This window comes from Salinicola sp. 4072 (genome assembly GCF_036663415.1).
In the GTDB taxonomy this organism is placed as follows: Bacteria; Pseudomonadota; Gammaproteobacteria; order Pseudomonadales; family Halomonadaceae; genus Salinicola; species Salinicola salarius_A.
The window spans coordinates 15,504-30,652 of record NZ_JAXOVV010000010.1; the positions used below are offsets into that span (position 1 = coordinate 15,504).

Here is a 15,149-nt window from a genome sequence, read left to right on the forward strand (position 1 = left end):
GTCTTGGCATCGAGGCGCCTGCTTCGGTCGCTGTATCGATGTGGCGGCGCCGTATCTTACGGCATTGCGACGACGGGCACAGGGGCAATTCGGGAGCCGTCGCCATATCGGTATCGCCCATTCCGACATCCCTCATTCTGAAAGGATCTGGATCTCCCGATCCCAGCGGCGCAGGAACGCCTGGCGGCGCAGCGGGTCGACGAATGCCAGCAGCGTGGCGTTGATCGGAATCGGGTAGAGATGGTCGCCGACCTGATCGCGCAGCCGCTGGGCGGTGTAGGGGCCGACGACATCGTCGCGCACGCTGAACAGCGGCGTCTGGCCGGCCAGGATGTGCTGGCCGCGCCGGCTCAGAAGGAAGCGGACGAAGCGTCTGGCGGCGGCCGGGTGTGGCGCGTCACGGTGGACGAATGCCATCCGCATCAGCACCAGCGAGTAGTCGTTGGGGACCTGGACGATGATGTCGGGATGGGTCTGTGCCCAGAGCATCGCATAGGAACCCAGCAGGTTGTAGCCGAGCCAGTACCGGCCGTCACTCAAGCCTTCCAGCATGCGCTGGGTGGTGGTTTCGAGGTTGACGGTGGCGGCGCCCATGGCGGCGATCAGATCCCAGATTCGCGGTGTGTAGCGAGCATCCTGCTGGAACAGGGTGTAGCCGACGCCACTTTCCTGCGGCGAGTAGCTCACCACGCGACCATCGAGCCACTGGCGATAGTGAGTCAGCAGATCGAGCAGGTCGCGGTGGGTTTCCGGTGGCGGCATGTGTGAAGCGAGCTCGAGGCGATAGGCCATCACCACCGGCTCGAAGGTGAAGCCGAACACTTCGTTGCGCCATTTCGCCCATGCCGGCCACTGGTCGACTTCCGGCGTGTCGAGGGGCTGAGCCATGCCTTCGTTGCTGAGCGCCAGTTGCCACGGCATGGCGGAACTGATGACCACGTCCGGCGGCGATTCACGGTCCCGGGCACGTCGGTCGGCCTCCAGCGTCGAGCGGTCTCGATAGTCGAGATCGATCTGCGGATTCTCGGCGGCGAAGGCGTCGAGTACCGGATCGACGATCTGGCGATCCAGCGCGGCTTCGATGATCAGCTTTTCGCCGGCTCGGGCGGTGCCAGTCCCGACAAGAATCAGCCACAGAGCAAAGCCGAGCATCACCTGCAGGCGTCGTTTCATGTCCTGCTCTCCTCGGGTGGCCGACAGCGGGCCAGCGTCAGGGTGACCCGGAGTCCTCGCGGCTGCCGGTTGGAGACCGACAGCTGGCCGCCGTGGCGCACGGCGATGGATTCGGCGATGGCGAGCCCCAGCCCGGAGCCGCGCGTATCCTGGCGCCGGCCGCGTTCGAACGGCTGGGTCAGGCGGCCGAGCGATTCGGCATCGACGCCGGGGCCGTCGTCCTCGATGGAGAGCGTGACCCGCTCGTCGTCGCCGTCGTCGTGGGCGAGTCCCAGCGTGATTTCGCTGCCGGGCGGCGTGTAGCGACAGGCATTGTCGAGCAGGTTGTTGAGCAGTTCGTGCAGAGCCCAGCGTTCTCCTTCGACCCATACCGGCGTGGGCATGTCGATGACCAGGCCGAGATCGTGATCGCGGCTGTCCTGACGGTCGGCCCAGTCGGTAGCGACCTCGCGCATCAGCCGATCCAGCGCCAGCGGCTGGCGTTCGTGTCCCGGCCCCAGGTGCTGCAGCCGGGTCAGGCTCAACATCTGGCCGGCGAGACGGCTGGTGCGTCCGGCGCTGTCGTGAACGGTCTCGAGCGCCTGACGCCAGATGGCCGGCTCGCGGCTGGTCAGCGCCAGTTCGCTGGTGCTCTGCAGCCCGGCCAGCGGGGTCTTGAGCTGATGCGAGGCGTCGGCGATGAAACGCAGCAGCGCGTCGCGGTGATGACGCTGGTCGGCGAACAGCCGGTTGAGGGTCTCGACCAGTTCGAGCATCTCCTTCGGCACGCCGAGCCTGAGCGGGCTGATGTCGTCGGCGCTTCGGTCGCGTAGCGTCTGGCGAAGGCGACGCAGTGGCGCCAGCATGGTGCGCATGGCGATCGCCACCAGCGCGGCAGTGATCAGCACCATGGCGGCGAAGCGGGTGGCGCTCTTTCGGAACAGCTCCTGCGCCAGCAGGTCGCGGCCATGGCGTGTGTGTCCGACCCACAGCTGCACCGGCTCCTGGGTGTCCCAGCCGGCGGAATCCACTTCGCGGCCGCTGAGGCGAATCGGCTGGCCGTCGTAGACGGCGTCGAGATAGACCGGCTGTAGCCTGGCCTCTGCCTGCATCGCGTCGGTGATCGGCAGGTCGGCATTCTGGGTGATGATGCGACCGTTGTCCGCCTGCAGCCAGTAGAACACCCGCTCCTGCCAGCGGGTGGCGAGGATCTGCAGTGCCGAGGCGGGCATTTCCACGGTGGGGTTGCCCTCCGGCCATTGCAGCGATTCGGCGATGGTCAGGCTGGCAGCTTCCAGTTGACCGTCCATCGCTCGATCGGCGGCCTTGCGTGCGCTGGTGTAGGCCTCGATCAGTAAAAGCGTCCCCAGCCCGGCGACGATGGCGATGAGCCATAGCGCCAGGCGTCGCTTGAGCGATGTCTGCGGCGGTATCACTCGGGATCTTCCTGCGGTGCGCCAGGCTCATGTTTGTCCGCTGTCTCTTCCAGCCGATAGCCCAGACCGCGCAGCGTACGAATCGACAGGCCGGAGCCCGCCAGGCGCTTGCGCAGCCGGCTGTAGACATCGAGCGCGTTGGCGCCCACCGCCTCGAAGCCGAACAGCCGGTTCTCCAGCGCCTCGCGCTGCACGATTCGCCCGGCGTTGAGCATCAGCGCCTCCAGCAGGCTGAATTCCCGTCGTGGCAGATCCAGCGAGGTCTCGTTCAGCCAGGCACTGGCAGAGCGGGTGTCCAGTTTCAAACCGCCGAAGCGCACGCTGTTGTCGAGCCGCTGCTGACTACGCCGCAGCAGGGCGCGAACCCGCGCTTCCAGCTCGCTGATCGAGAACGGCTTGGCGAGATAGTCGTCGGCACCGAGATCCAGCCCGCGGACTCGATCCTCCAGCGCATCCCGCGCGGTCAGAATCATTACCGGCGTGGGGTCGGCGTGGGCGCGTAACCATTCGAGCACGCCGAGACCGCTGCCATCGGGCAGACCGAGATCGAGCAGGACCAGGTCGAAGCGGCCCTGGCGTAGCGCCTGGATGGCGTCGTCGACGCGTGATAGTGCATCGACAGTGTAACCGTGGCGAGTCATTGCCTGGCTCAGCGAGCGTGACAGCAGCGGATCGTCTTCGATCACGAGCAGGTGCATGGCGGTTTCTCGAGGCCATCTGCTAGCCATGTCTTGTACGACTAATGTCCTATACGACAAAGGCTTAGATGACAGGTTGATGAAAGGTTAGCGCTCTAGCATCGCGCCGTCGGTAGGCAAAACCGGCCCGAGTCCGGTGCCCGCCACGAGATTTTGCGAGCATAACAACCCAGGTAGGAGACGCACAGCATGCCCAACTCTCGATTCCTCTCTCGCTGGCTGGTTGCCGCCGTGACCGGCGGCGCGCTGCTGGCCGGCGCCGTTCAGGCCCAGGCCAAGCCGCCCGAGTGTATCGCACCAGCCAAGCCGGGTGGCGGTTACGATTTGACCTGTCGTCTGGCGGCCAACGGCCTGCAGGACGCCAAGCTGATCGACGAGCCGATGATGGTCAGCTACATGCCGGGCGGTATCGGCGCCGTGGCTTATAACCATGTCACCGGCGTGCGCGACGACGATCCCAATTTGATCGTGGCCGCAAGCACCGGTGCTGCGCTCAACCTGGCGCTGGGCAAGTTCGGTCTCGAGCACAAGGTCGACGACGTTCGCTGGCTGGGTGCGCTGGGTGTCGACTACGGCGCGATCGTGGTCCGCAAGGATGCGCCGTGGAACAACCTCGATGAGCTGATGAAAGCGCTGAAGCAGGACCCGTCCGGCGTGGTGATCGGTGCCGGCGGTACCGTCGGCAGCCAGGACTGGATGAAAGCGGCGTTGATGGCCAAGGCCGACGATGTCGATCCGCGCAAGCTGCGCTACGTCTCCTTCGAGGGCGGCGGTGAAGCGCTGGCGGCACTGCTGGGCGAGCACATCCAGGTGTTCACCGGCGACCTGGCCGAGCTGAAACCGCAGCTCGACAGCGGCGAGATCCGCATTCTGGCGGCGCTATCCGAAGAGCGCATGGGCGGCCCCTACGCGGACATCCCCACCGCCAAGGAGCAGGGCTACGATGTCGAATGGCCGATCTGGCGCGGTTACTACATGGGGCCGAACGTCAGCGACGAAGCCTATCAGCAGTGGGCCGATCGCCTGCGCGAGCTGAACGACACCGAGAGCTTCAAGGCGCTGCGCGAGGGTCGCGGGCTGTTCCCGATGTCCAAGTTCGGTGATGATTTCCATCAGTACGTGCAGCAGCAGGTCGCCGACTTCCAGCAACTGTCCAAAGAAGTGGGTTTGACGAAATGAGACTCGCCGCCGACCGAATCCTGAGTTTGCTGTTGCTCGGTCTGGCGGCGTTCATCGCCGTCCAGGCCTGGCAGCTACAGGTGCCGTTCAGCTACGACCCGGTCGGGCCGAAAGCATTTCCGCTGCTGCTGTCGGGTCTTCTGGCGGTTCTGGCGATCGTGCTTTTCATCCGTCCCGGCGCCAGCGGCCAATGGCCGAGCGGCGCGTTGCTGTTGCGCCTGGTCATCACCATGGCAGTGCTCGGCATCTATGCGGCGCTGTTCATCAATCTGGGTTACCTGGTGACGACCGCTCTGGTCAGCATCGTCATCGCCTGGCTGTTCGGCGCCACGCCGATGAAAGCGATCATCGGCGGATTGCTGCTGGCGCTCGGCAGCTATCTGCTATTCACCTACGGATTGGGAATCTCGCTGCCGACCGGTAGCTGGATCGAGCCGCTGCTGGGGAGCAATTGAATGTTCGATTTTCTGATCCAGGGCTTCGGTGTCGCCCTGACCCCGCTCAATCTGGGGCTGGCCTTCCTGGGCGCGCTGCTCGGCACGCTGTTCGGCGCCCTGCCGGGCATCGGGCCGATCAACGGTATCGCCATCCTGATGCCGCTGGCCTACACGCTGGGGCTGCCGGCGGAGTCCGCGCTGATTCTTCTGGCCGGCATCTACACGGGGTCCGAATACGGCGGCCGCATGTCGAGCATTCTGCTCAACGTGCCCGGTGACGCCGGCGCGGTCATGACCACGCTGGACGGCCATCCGCTGGCCAAGAAGGGCCTCGCCGGGCCGGCCCTGGGTCTGTCGGCGGTCAGTTCGTTCATCGGCGCCACCGTGGCGATCATCGGTTTGACCCTGTTCGCCCCGCTGCTGGCGATCGTTGCCGTCAAGTTTGGCCCCGCCGAATTCTTCGCGCTGATGATCTTCGCCTTCGCTTCCATGTCCGCGATGATGGGCAAGGATCCGGTCAAGACGCTGATCGGCGCCGTGCTGGGCGTGCTGATCTCGACGGTCGGCGTCGACTCCGGCACCGGCGTGCTGCGTTTCACCTTCGACATGCCCGAACTCTACGACGGCATCGACTTCGTGGTGATGATCATCGGCCTGTTCGCGGTCAGCGAGATCCTGCTGATGCTCGAGCACGCCTTCCGTCACGATCAGGAAGGCGAGATGGCGCCGATCGGTCGGGTCATGGTCAAGATGAGCGAAGTGCTGTACTGCAAGTGGGCGATCCTGCGCTCCAGCGTGATCGGCTTCGTCATCGGCGTGCTACCGGGTACCGGCGCCTCGGTCGCCAGCGCCGTGGCCTACACCACCGAAAAGCGCATCAGCGATCACGACAACAGCTTTGGCACCGGCAACATGCGTGGCCTGGCCGCGCCGGAAGCGGCCAACAACGCCTCTGCCGCCGGCTCTTTCGTTCCCATGCTGACGCTGGGTATCCCCGGCTCCGGCACCACGGCGATCCTGCTCGGCGCGCTGATGCTCTACAACATCAACCCCGGTCCGATGATGTTCCGCGAGCAGCCGGTAGTGGTGGGCGGTCTGATCGCGTCGCTCTACATCGGCAACGTCATGCTGCTGCTGCTGAACCTGCCGCTGGCCGGCGTGTTCGCCCGCGTGCTGCAGGTACCGCGCTGGCTGCTGGTGCCGAGCGTAGCGATTCTCGCCTTCGTCGGCGTCTATCAGCTGCATTCCGACCTGATGGCGATCTACCTGATGCTGATCATCGGCGTGTTCGGCTACCTGCTGCGCAAGTTCGGCTTCTCGTTGGCGCCGGTGGTGCTCGGCTTCGTGCTGGGCGGCTTGATGGAAGAGAACCTGCGCCGGGCGCTGTCGATCAGCGGCGGCGACGTCGGCATCCTGTTCCAGTCCGGCCTCTCCATCGGGCTGTGGATCGCCGCCGCGTTGGTGGTGCTGATACCGATGTTCGCCGGCAAGCTGAAGGCGAAGTTCCTGCCGGCGGCCAAGGCTTCCTGACGCGATATCGTTACCGGCTCGAAGATATCGCTTATGAATTCGACGGCCCCGCTCAGGCGGGGCCGTCGTCATTGGAATGGTCTTTACGAAAGATCGCGGTTCACAGGTATCGCTATTTTAAGGGCGCCGTCTTCGGCGAGTGTCTGTCGATCTCCGGCTATAGTGCGTGAAGATGCCTGGCGTGGTGCTGATCAAGGAGCGTGATTCATGAACGATGACAAATCAGCGGTAATCGAGGCGCTGGCGCCGGCAGGGCGACTGCGCGTCGCCATCAACTACGGCAATATCGTGCTTGCGCAGCGCGGCGAGGATGGCGAGCCGGCTGGTGTCTCGGCGGTACTGGCGCGGGCGCTGGCAGCCGAGCTTGGCGTGGAAGCCGAATTCGCCACCTTCGACGGTGCCGGAGACGTGTTCTCGGCGATCGACGACGATGCCTGGCGCATCGGCTTTCTCGCCCGTGATCCGGTGCGCGCCGAGAAGATCCAGTTCACTGCGCCCTACGTGGTCATCGAAGGCACCTATCTGGTGCCGAAAACCTCGCCGTTTCGCGATGTCGACGAGCTGGATCGCAGCGATGTTCGCATCGCGGTGGGCAAGGGCGCGGCCTATGACCTTTACCTGACCCGCGCGCTGCAGCAGGCAAGCCTGGTGCGCGCTGCCACGTCGGCGGCGGCCATCGAGCTGTTCGTCGAGCGGCAACTGGAGGCGGCTGCCGGCGTTCGTCAGCCGCTCGCGGCCTATGCCGGATCGAACCCTGGCTATCGTGTCCTGCCCGGTCGCTTCACGGCGATCGAGCAGTGCATGGCGATACCCAAGGCGCAGGCATCGGACGCGGTCACGCGTTATGTCGAGGACTTTCTTGCCCGCATGAAGCGGGAGGGCCTGGTGAAGCGTGCGCTGTCGGAAAGCGGCCAGGACGAGACGCAGGCGGCGGAGTGAGCCGGCAGGCGCTGGAAAGCGGGAATATTTAGATCGCGACGTTAACGTTTCGATTCTTTTCTGTTATTTTTTCCGCCGCGGGAGGATCGTGAGCCGGTATCGACGCCATAAGCGTGGGTCACTAGGCTCGGCGCGAGTCTCGCCAAGGAGAGGTGGCAGAGTGGTCGAATGCACCGCACTCGAAATGCGGCATACCTTCGCGGGTATCGAGGGTTCAAATCCCTCCCTCTCCGCCACGAATGATGAAAGCCGGCTCATGGAGCCGGCTTTTTCGTTTCTGGACTCCTCGCAGCATCGGCGTTCAGGCGCCTGCTCTCGCCGGCATCACTTCCAGAATCGCGGCGGTGATCACCAGCGCTGCGCCCAGCCCTTGTAGCCAGGCCAGCGACTCGTTGGCGAACAGCGCCGCCGAGAAGACGCCGACGAGCACTTCGCTCATCATCAGGATGCCCAGCCGGGCGGGGGGCAGATGGCCGGCTGCCCAGACGACGAGGGCCAGCGATGCCGACCACCACAGAATCGCCGCGGCGAGGATCCAGCCTGCTACGCGCCATCCGGTTTCCATCGACGGCAAGCCGGGCCAGGGAGAGAGAAAGGGGGCCAGCAGCACGGCGGTGACCAGGGCGCCGATCGCGAACAGGAAGCTGCCTTCTCCGGGGCCGAGGGTGTTGTGGGAGCGCATGCCGCTGGAAGCGACTGCCCACATCAATCCCGAGGCCAGCCCCAGCCAGTCACCGATGCCGTGCGGCAGCGGGGAGCCGTTGGCGCCGAGCACCAGTCCCAAACCGACCAGCCCCACGAGGATGACGGCTACGCGTCGCCCAGTGAGCGGCCAGCGCCACCATAGCCGTTCGATCAGGGTGCTCCAGACCGGGGTCAGGTAGAACAGCAGAATGACCACGGCGACCTGGCCATGAACCAGGCCGATGGAGTAGAGCATGAACGCCGCCCCGCCCAACGTGACCGAGGCAAGCCCCAGTGCGGACGAACGGGCAAGCCGACGACGCTGGACCAGCGCCCAGGGGGAGAGCACCACGCATGCCGTGGCGGCGATGATCAGCGATCCCCAGACGCCGCCGAGCTGGAGCGCCTCGATGCGGCGAACGGGATACCAGTAGACCCCCCAGAGCGCGCCGGCCAGCAGAATGCCCAGCGCTGCCAGCCGTGCCGGAGAGACACGGCTGGCGAGGTCGAGAGGGAATGGCGTCGCCTTCCTTGGCACGCTAACTCCTTGTCTGAAGCGAATCGGGAATCAGCTCGAGGCCTTTTCCTGCGCGGCTTTCTCCAGCGCGGCCACGGCGGGCAGGGTCTTGCCTTCGACGTACTCCAGGAAGGCGCCGCCGCCGGTGGAGATGTAGGAAACCTGATCGGCGATGCCGTACTTGTCGATCGCTGCCAGGGTATCGCCGCCACCGGCGATCGAGAAGGCAGGGCTCGCGGCAATCGCCTTCGACAGTACCTTGGTGCCGTTGCCGAACTGGTCGATCTCGAACACGCCGACCGGGCCGTTCCAGAGAATGGTGCCGGCATTTTCCAGCAGGCTGGCGAGGTGCTGGGCGGTTTCCGGGCCGATGTCCAGAATCATCTCGTCGTCGCCGACCTGATCGACCGGCTTGACGGTCGCCGTGGCGGATTCAGAGAACTCGGTCGCCACGACGACATCGGTCGGCAGCGGAATCTCGACCCTGACCATCAACTCCTTGGCCTTGTCGACCAGATCGGCTTCATGGAGCGATTTACCCACCCCGTAGCCGGCCGCGGCGATGAAGGTATTGGCGATGCCGCCGCCGACGATCAACTGATCGCATTTCTCCGACAGCGAATAGAGCACATCGAGTTTGGTCGACACCTTGGAGCCGCCGACGATCGCGGCCATCGGACGCTTGGGCGCGCTGAGCGCCTTTTCCAGCGCATCGAGCTCGTTGGCCAGCAGCGGCCCGGCGCAGGACTGCGGCGCGAACCGGATCACGCCATGGGTAGACGCCTGGGCGCGGTGGGCGGTACCGAAAGCATCCATGACATAGATATCGCAAAGGGCGGCGTAGGCCTTGGCCAGCGCTTCGTCGTCTTTTTTCTCGCCATTGTTGTAGCGCACGTTCTCGAGCAGCACGACTTCCCCGTCGGCGATCTCGACCTTGCCGTCGAGATAATCCTTCTCCAGCCGTACCGGTTTGCCGAGCAGGCTGGAGAGATGCTCCGCCACCGGGGCCAGCGAGAACTCGTCGGCGGGCTCGCCCTCGGTGGGGCGTCCGAGATGGCTCATCAGCATGACGCTGGCGCCGCCATCGAGTGCCGCCTTGATGGTTGGCAAGCTGGCGCGAATCCGCGCATCGCTGGTGACCTTGCCGCCCTTGACGGGCACGTTGAGATCCTCGCGGATCAGTACGCGTTTCCCGGCGAGATCCAGTTCAGACATCTTGAGTAGGTTCATAGGGTCCTTTCCTTACGGTGAAGAGAAGTGACGGGGTCGGAAACGGCGGAGGGCAGTTCGAGCCAGTGGCGGGCGACGTCGAGCATCCGGTTGGCGAAGCCCCACTCGTTGTCGAACCAGCACAATAGCTTGAGCAGGCGGCCGCCGGCCACGCGGGTCTGGGTGGCATCCACGATACCCGAGCGCGGATCGTGGTTGAAGTCGACCGAGGCCATCGGTTCGTAGGTCATGCCGAGCAGCCCCGGGTAGCGTTCGCGACTCGCGGCGGCCAGACAGGCGTTGACGGCAGCGGCGTCGGTCTCGCGCTCGAGCGAGATCGCCATGTCCATGGCCGAGACGTTGATGGTCGGCACGCGTACGTGAAGACATTCGAAACGATCCGCCAGATGCGGCATCAACCGGCCGATGCCGCGTGCCAGGCCGGAGTCCACGGGGATGATCGACTGCATCGCCGACCGTGTCAGGCGCAGGTCGCTGTTGTGGTAGGCGTCGATCACCGGCTGGTCGTTCATCGCCGAATGGATGGTGGTGGTGACGCCGTGGGAGACGCCGAAGCTGGCTTCCAGCACGTCGAGGATCGGTATCAGACAGTTGGTGGTACACGAGGCCGCCGAGACGATGCGCATGTCGCGGGCGATTGCTGCGTGATTGACGCCATAGACGACCGTGGTGTCGACGTCGGTCTCCGCCGGTTGGGAGAACAGCAGCCGCGCTGCGCCGGCCTGGAGATGGCGCTCGGCCGTGGCGCGATCCTTGAAGCTGCCGGAGCACTCCAGCAGCAGATCGATCCCGAGTTCGCCCCACGGCAGCGCTTCCGGTTCGGCAGCGTTGAGCACCCGAATGGTGCGGCCGTTGATGACCAGGCAGCCATCCCGTGCTTCTACCTGACCGGGAAAGCGTCCATGAGTCGTGTCGTAGCGAGTCAGGTAGGCGATCGTCTCGAGGTCGGAAAGCTCATTGATGGCAACGATTTCCAGCGGCAGGTCGGGGCGTTCGATCAGCGCGCGCAGCACGCTCTGGCCGATGCGGCCGTAGCCGTTGATGGCGACGCGGTAGGTCATGGGCGAATCGTGAATCCTGATAACCCTGGGAAGAGCGAATGGGAGCATCTTAGCGCATTCGGTCCTGGTGGGCAGAATTCGAGCCTGAGGCACGCTGGACGGGAAAATCTCGATCGAATCGGGTAAACCGCTGGACGACGCCAGGGCTGCCCCATAGTTTGAGGTGATGTTCCGCGTTGCTGGGTGATATCTCCGATGTCTATCGTTGCGAAGGCGCTGCCGAGATTGTCGGGTTCGGCGTCGCATTCTCGGGCCCGTTCGTCATGAGGCGCCATCTCGAGTCGTTGTCGTTCTATCTTTCCGCCACTGAATGCCTGGTCGAGGGCGAGGGCAGCGGGGTGGTGCTGGCCAGTTCGACGCCGCTCAGCCTGTGGGGCGGCGTGGACCCGGACCGAGGCGAAATCATCGATCGCCACCACCCGTTGTGCGGCGAAGGCATCGCCGGGCGGGCGCTGGTCATTCCCCACGGGCGGGGGTCGTGTACCGGCAGCGTGGTGCTGCTGGAGGCCATCCACGCCGGGCAGGCGCCGGCGGTGATCGTGCTCAACCGGGTCGATGACATCATCGCCCTGGGCGCCATCGTCGCCGAGGAAGTCTTGTCGCTGTCGGTGCCGATCGTGGTGCTGGACGACGCGCGTTTCGCCATGGCGCAGGCGGCGCATCTCGTCACGCTCCATCGGGGCAGGCGGCTGGTACTGAGCGGCCCGCGACTGGCGGGCCTGGCCAGCGTGACGGCCGGCGGGGAGCTCGGGCACGAGCCGGCCCCGGCGATTGCCGCCAACGACGGGTTCGCGCTCACGCCGGCGGATCGGCGCTGTCTCGACGGCGAGGACGGCCCGGCGGCCCAGGCCGCCATGCGCATCGTGTTGCGCATGGCGCGTCTGCAGGGCGCGCTCGGACTGCTCGACGTGACTCGGGTACATGTCGATGGCTGCATCTACACCGGCCCCGCGGGACTGGCCTTCGCGGAACGACTGGCCGCGTGGGGCGGCCGGGTACGCGTACCCACCACGCTCAACGCGATCTCGGTGGATCGCCGCCGCTGGGAGGCGGACGGCGTTCCCGATGCCCTCGGCGTTCCCGCCAGCCGCCTGGCCGATGCCTACGTGGCGCTGGGGGCGCAACCGACCTACACCTGCGCGCCCTATCTGCTCGACGGCCCGCCGCAGCTGGACGAACCGATCGCCTGGGCGGAGTCCAACGCGGTGGTCTATGCCAACAGCGTGCTGGGCGCCCGGACCAACAAGACACCGGATCTGCTGGATATCTGCATTGCGCTGACCGGCCGCGCGCCCTCTTCAGGCTACTATCTGGAGACGAATCGGTGGGCTCGACTCCGCGTGGATCTGCCGCCCTTGCCGGCAGCGGATGAGTCGCTGTATCCGCTGCTGGGCTACGTGATCGGCGCCTATGCCGGCGATCGGGTGCCGGTCATCTGTGGGCTGGACATCTCGAGTGGCGAGGCGCCGTCGGCGCTCAAGGCGTTCGGGGCGGCCTTCGCCACCACGGCGTCGGCGGGCCTGTTTCATGTCGCGGGTGTCACCCCGGAGGCCGTGGATAGCCAGACAGCGCTGGGAGGCGTGCCACCCGAGGCGAGCTGGGCGCCGACGATGGCCGATCTGCGCCGTGGCTGGCTGGAGCTCAATGGCGAGCGGGGCGAACGCGTCGATCTGATCGCGCTGGGGAATCCGCACTTTTCGCTGGACGAGTTCGCGACGCTGGCTTCGCTGTGCCGTGGTCGGCGCAAGCACGATGACGTCGAGCTGATCGTCACGACCAGCCGGCACGTGGCAGGGCAGGCCCGGCGCGCCGGCCATCTGGCGACGCTGGAAGCCTTCGGTAGCCGAATCATGACCGATACCTGCTGGTGCATGCTCCAGGCGCCGATCGTCGCGCCGTCGGCCCGCACGATTCTGACCAACTCCGCCAAGTACGCCCACTATGCGCCAGGGCTGGTGGGGCGGCAGGTGAGATTCGCCGGACTTTCGACATGCGTGACTGCCGCCGTCGACGGCCGGCTTGCCGCCGCGATGCCGGCCTGGCTAGGCGAGTGAAACAGCGGATGGCGGCTGTTTCTGGTCGCCTGCAGTCAGTGGTCGCCTGCGGTCAGTCGCCTGTGGTCAGTCGCTCGTCAGCGGTTCTTCGTCAACTGGGCGGCAATCGCGTTGAGCTGCTCGGCCAGGGTTTCCGGCATCTCCATGGGAAGCAGGTGACCATAGCCGGGAAAAACCTCGAGCTTGCCTTGCGGAAGGTGCGGCATGACTTCGGCACGCTGCGTCTCCGGTGGCAGCGACGGGTCCTGGTCGCCGACCAGCACCCAGGCCGGATAGGCCAGCTTGCCGACGGTCTCGCGCCAGTCCTCGGCATAGGTCGTCGTCGGCCAGGCGCGCCACGCGGCCGGGTTGGCGTTGATGGCATCTTCCACCGCCTGCTGGTAGAGCGTCGGTGCGAGTGACACCTCGCTGGCGCCGTCGATGAACTGGCGCGCCTGGGCTTCGCTGAAGTCGAATTCCCGCTGGAACCGATGCTCCTCCTCGCCGATCGACTGCGGCCCCGGCGGCGACGGCGCGATCAGGATCAGCGCGCGTAGCCATGCCGGGCGATTGGCGGCGACGGTCATCGCGATGCGCCCGGAGAACGAGTGGCCGACCAGGATCACGTCGTCGAGCTTGGCGGCATCGATGCACTGCTCGACGTGCCGTGTCATCGAGGCGACGTCGAACCCGGCCACCTCGCTGGCGCGGCCGAAGCCCGGCATGTCCAGCGTGACGACCCGGTATCGATCGTCGAGCAGCGGCAGCACCGCCTCCCACTCATGATGGGAACTGCCGAAGAAGTGCATGAGCACCAGCGTCGGGTCTCCCTGACCGCTGTCACTGGCTATCGTCATCGGGTGTCTCCTGTCGAGGTCATCGAAATGTTCGACGAACTGCTATCAGCGTAGCGCGATCTTCGCCGCTGTCAGGGGCGAGCGCGGTACGGCACGCCGTTCGATGGAGAAGCCATTCGGCAGAACGCCTGCAGAAAGCGGCTTCAATAGACAGAAACGGCTTCAATAGACATAAGCGGTTTCAATAGACAGAAAACGCTTTCAGTAGAAAAGATGCCAGACGAGCGGCAGCACGATGGCGGTAAAGGCGCCGGTCAGGCTCATGCCCAGCGAGGCGAAGGCACCGGCGACCGTGCCGAGTTCGAACGCGCGTACGGTGCCCAGGGCGTGCCCGTTGATGCCCAGCGCCAGGCCGATCAGCCGTGGGTCACGAATACGCAGGATCCGGCTCAGCCACTCCACCCCGAAGATGGCGGTAATGCCCGTCGTCAGCAACGCTCCCATCAGCAGCGCCCGCGAGCCGCCGAGTTCTTCGGCCAGCCCGAGCGCGATGGGCGAGGTCACCGACTTGGGCGCCAGCGAGGCCAGCACGTCCTTCGGCGCGCCCATGATGGCGGCGATGATCACCGCGTAGCAGGCGGCCAGCGTCGCCGACAGCGGGAGCGTCATCAGAATCGGCTTCCACAATGCGCGTATCTGCGGCAGCTGCTGGTAGAGCGGGACGGCCAGCGCGACGGTAGCCGGGCCCAGCAGCAGCATCAGCCAGCTGGCGCCCCGGTTGTAGTCATCGATGCCGATGGGCAACGAGGCGACGACCACGGCAATCGTGATCGCTGCGATCAGCATCGGTGGGCACCAGCTGGGTCGGCGCATCAGCTTGAACAGGCGAATGCCGAAGAAGTAGGCGCCGAGAGTGAGCGCGATCGCCGCGATCGGCGACTCGAACCACTGTTGCGGCAACTGCGAAAGACGCGCGAGCCAGTCATTCATGGTCGATGCTTCCGAGAGGATTGGTGGGCTCGTCGTCGGCGGGGAGGTAACGGCGCATCAGCAGCAGGCTCGACAACACGCTGAGCAGCGTGCCGGCGATCAGGGCGGTCAGAATCGCGGCCCATTGGTCTGCAAATTGATCGGCGACAAAGAATATCTCGACGACACCGGGCATGATCAGCAGTGCCAGCATGGCGATCAGCGGTTGGCTGACATGCACGACATCCGGATTCATGCGACCGCGATAGCCGAACCAAAGCGTCAACAGCAGCATGCCTATTACACCGCTGGGCATCGGAATGTGAAGTAGCTGCACGAAGGTCTGCCCCAGCAACAGAAAGGCAAGCAGCCACAGAAAGCCGCGCAGAACGGACATCGCTGAAACCCCGGATCGCTGAAAGGTTAGCATCATACCAAAGGCGCAACGTTCCCCCGCAGGTTGATGCGAAAGACGTGATCCTCGGCG

The 15,149-nt window shown here is 65.4% G+C and carries 14 protein-coding genes and 1 tRNA gene; 6 read left to right on the forward strand and 9 right to left on the reverse strand.

The features are described from left to right. Positions 1 to 132: 132 nt before the first annotated feature. Genes R3F72_RS08780 through R3F72_RS08790 form a run of 3 tightly spaced genes read right to left on the reverse strand, consistent with a single transcriptional unit; the run spans position 133 to position 3,286 of the window. The gene (locus R3F72_RS08780; protein ID WP_332779455.1) at positions 133 to 1,173 is read right to left on the reverse strand and encodes an ABC transporter substrate-binding protein; all 1,041 of its coding nucleotides are present in this window, start codon (positions 1,171 to 1,173) and stop codon (positions 133 to 135) included. Beyond that, entirely contained in the window at positions 1,170 to 2,588 is a 1,419-nt protein-coding gene (locus R3F72_RS08785) for a sensor histidine kinase (protein WP_332779456.1), read from the reverse strand. The genes R3F72_RS08780 and R3F72_RS08785 overlap by 4 nt, the downstream gene beginning before the upstream one ends. Beyond that, positions 2,585 to 3,286, reverse strand: coding sequence for a response regulator (locus tag R3F72_RS08790; protein ID WP_087720168.1), 702 nt, complete (start codon positions 3,284 to 3,286; stop codon positions 2,585 to 2,587). Before R3F72_RS08790 ends, R3F72_RS08785 begins: the two co-directional genes overlap by 4 nt. A 189-nt stretch (positions 3,287 to 3,475) precedes the next feature. Between R3F72_RS08790 and R3F72_RS08795 the strand changes: the two genes are divergently transcribed. The 5 genes from R3F72_RS08795 to R3F72_RS08815 all read left to right on the forward strand — a co-directional run bounded on the left by R3F72_RS08795 (position 3,476) and on the right by R3F72_RS08815 (position 7,607). Further along, entirely contained in the window at positions 3,476 to 4,465 is a 990-nt protein-coding gene (locus R3F72_RS08795) for a Bug family tripartite tricarboxylate transporter substrate binding protein (protein WP_332779457.1), read from the forward strand. After that, positions 4,462 to 4,920, forward strand: coding sequence for a tripartite tricarboxylate transporter TctB family protein (locus tag R3F72_RS08800; protein ID WP_071230786.1), 459 nt, complete (start codon positions 4,462 to 4,464; stop codon positions 4,918 to 4,920). The genes R3F72_RS08795 and R3F72_RS08800 overlap by 4 nt, the downstream gene beginning before the upstream one ends. Then, positions 4,921 to 6,432 carry a tripartite tricarboxylate transporter permease gene (locus tag R3F72_RS08805; protein WP_110650437.1) on the forward strand — a complete coding sequence of 504 codons (1,512 nt, stop codon included), beginning with the start codon at positions 4,921 to 4,923 and terminating at the stop codon, positions 6,430 to 6,432. Between the two features lie 207 nt (positions 6,433 to 6,639). Continuing rightward, entirely contained in the window at positions 6,640 to 7,371 is a 732-nt protein-coding gene (locus R3F72_RS08810) for a transporter substrate-binding domain-containing protein (protein ID WP_110650436.1), read from the forward strand. A 146-nt stretch (positions 7,372 to 7,517) separates the two neighbouring features. After that, positions 7,518 to 7,607 (forward strand) — tRNA-Ser (locus tag R3F72_RS08815). A 65-nt stretch (positions 7,608 to 7,672) separates the two neighbouring features. Here the strand turns inward: R3F72_RS08815 and R3F72_RS08820 are convergent. Genes R3F72_RS08820 through R3F72_RS08830 form a run of 3 tightly spaced genes read right to left on the reverse strand, consistent with a single transcriptional unit; the run spans position 7,673 to position 10,863 of the window. After that, positions 7,673 to 8,593, reverse strand: coding sequence for a DMT family transporter (locus R3F72_RS08820; RefSeq protein WP_239496299.1), 921 nt, complete (start codon positions 8,591 to 8,593; stop codon positions 7,673 to 7,675). A 30-nt stretch (positions 8,594 to 8,623) separates the two neighbouring features. Further along, complete coding sequence (locus R3F72_RS08825; RefSeq protein WP_332779458.1) at positions 8,624 to 9,802, reverse strand: phosphoglycerate kinase; 1,179 nt, start codon at positions 9,800 to 9,802, stop codon at positions 8,624 to 8,626. After that, positions 9,799 to 10,863, reverse strand: coding sequence for a type I glyceraldehyde-3-phosphate dehydrogenase (locus R3F72_RS08830; protein ID WP_332779459.1), 1,065 nt, complete (start codon positions 10,861 to 10,863; stop codon positions 9,799 to 9,801). The genes R3F72_RS08825 and R3F72_RS08830 overlap by 4 nt, the downstream gene beginning before the upstream one ends. 176 nt (positions 10,864 to 11,039) lie before the next feature. Here R3F72_RS08830 and lhpI point away from each other — a divergent pair, with 176 nt between their 5' ends. Continuing rightward, positions 11,040 to 12,917: a cis-3-hydroxy-L-proline dehydratase gene (lhpI, locus tag R3F72_RS08835; protein ID WP_332779460.1), complete on the forward strand. Its 1,878-nt coding sequence runs from the start codon at positions 11,040 to 11,042 to the stop codon at positions 12,915 to 12,917. 77 nt (positions 12,918 to 12,994) lie between these two features. Here lhpI and R3F72_RS08840 read toward each other — a convergent pair whose 3' ends face one another. The 3 genes from R3F72_RS08840 to R3F72_RS08850 all read right to left on the reverse strand — a co-directional run bounded on the left by R3F72_RS08840 (position 12,995) and on the right by R3F72_RS08850 (position 15,059). Then, the gene (locus R3F72_RS08840; protein ID WP_332779461.1) at positions 12,995 to 13,753 is read right to left on the reverse strand and encodes an alpha/beta fold hydrolase; all 759 of its coding nucleotides are present in this window, start codon (positions 13,751 to 13,753) and stop codon (positions 12,995 to 12,997) included. A gap of 201 nt (positions 13,754 to 13,954) precedes the next feature. Next, positions 13,955 to 14,683, reverse strand: a complete 729-nt coding sequence (locus tag R3F72_RS08845; RefSeq protein WP_332779462.1) for an LrgB family protein — start codon at positions 14,681 to 14,683, stop codon at positions 13,955 to 13,957. Next, entirely contained in the window at positions 14,676 to 15,059 is a 384-nt protein-coding gene (locus tag R3F72_RS08850; protein WP_332779463.1) for a CidA/LrgA family protein, read from the reverse strand. Before R3F72_RS08850 ends, R3F72_RS08845 begins: the two co-directional genes overlap by 8 nt. Between the last annotated feature and the right edge of the window lie 90 nt (positions 15,060 to 15,149).

Coding starts and splice junctions, on each gene's coding strand:
- R3F72_RS08850 (WP_332779463.1), bottom strand. CDS start 15,059: ATGTCCGTTCTGCGCGGCTTTCTGTGGCTGCTTGCCTTTCTGTTGCTG.
- R3F72_RS08810 (WP_110650436.1), top strand. CDS start 6,640: ATGAACGATGACAAATCAGCGGTAATCGAGGCGCTGGCGCCGGCAGGG.
- R3F72_RS08805 (WP_110650437.1), top strand. CDS start 4,921: ATGTTCGATTTTCTGATCCAGGGCTTCGGTGTCGCCCTGACCCCGCTC.
- R3F72_RS08825 (WP_332779458.1), bottom strand. CDS start 9,802: ATGAACCTACTCAAGATGTCTGAACTGGATCTCGCCGGGAAACGCGTA.
- R3F72_RS08795 (WP_332779457.1), top strand. CDS start 3,476: ATGCCCAACTCTCGATTCCTCTCTCGCTGGCTGGTTGCCGCCGTGACC.
- R3F72_RS08780 (WP_332779455.1), bottom strand. CDS start 1,173: ATGAAACGACGCCTGCAGGTGATGCTCGGCTTTGCTCTGTGGCTGATT.
- R3F72_RS08800 (WP_071230786.1), top strand. CDS start 4,462: ATGAGACTCGCCGCCGACCGAATCCTGAGTTTGCTGTTGCTCGGTCTG.
- R3F72_RS08790 (WP_087720168.1), bottom strand. CDS start 3,286: ATGCACCTGCTCGTGATCGAAGACGATCCGCTGCTGTCACGCTCGCTG.
- R3F72_RS08845 (WP_332779462.1), bottom strand. CDS start 14,683: ATGAATGACTGGCTCGCGCGTCTTTCGCAGTTGCCGCAACAGTGGTTC.
- R3F72_RS08840 (WP_332779461.1), bottom strand. CDS start 13,753: ATGACGATAGCCAGTGACAGCGGTCAGGGAGACCCGACGCTGGTGCTC.
- R3F72_RS08830 (WP_332779459.1), bottom strand. CDS start 10,863: ATGACCTACCGCGTCGCCATCAACGGCTACGGCCGCATCGGCCAGAGC.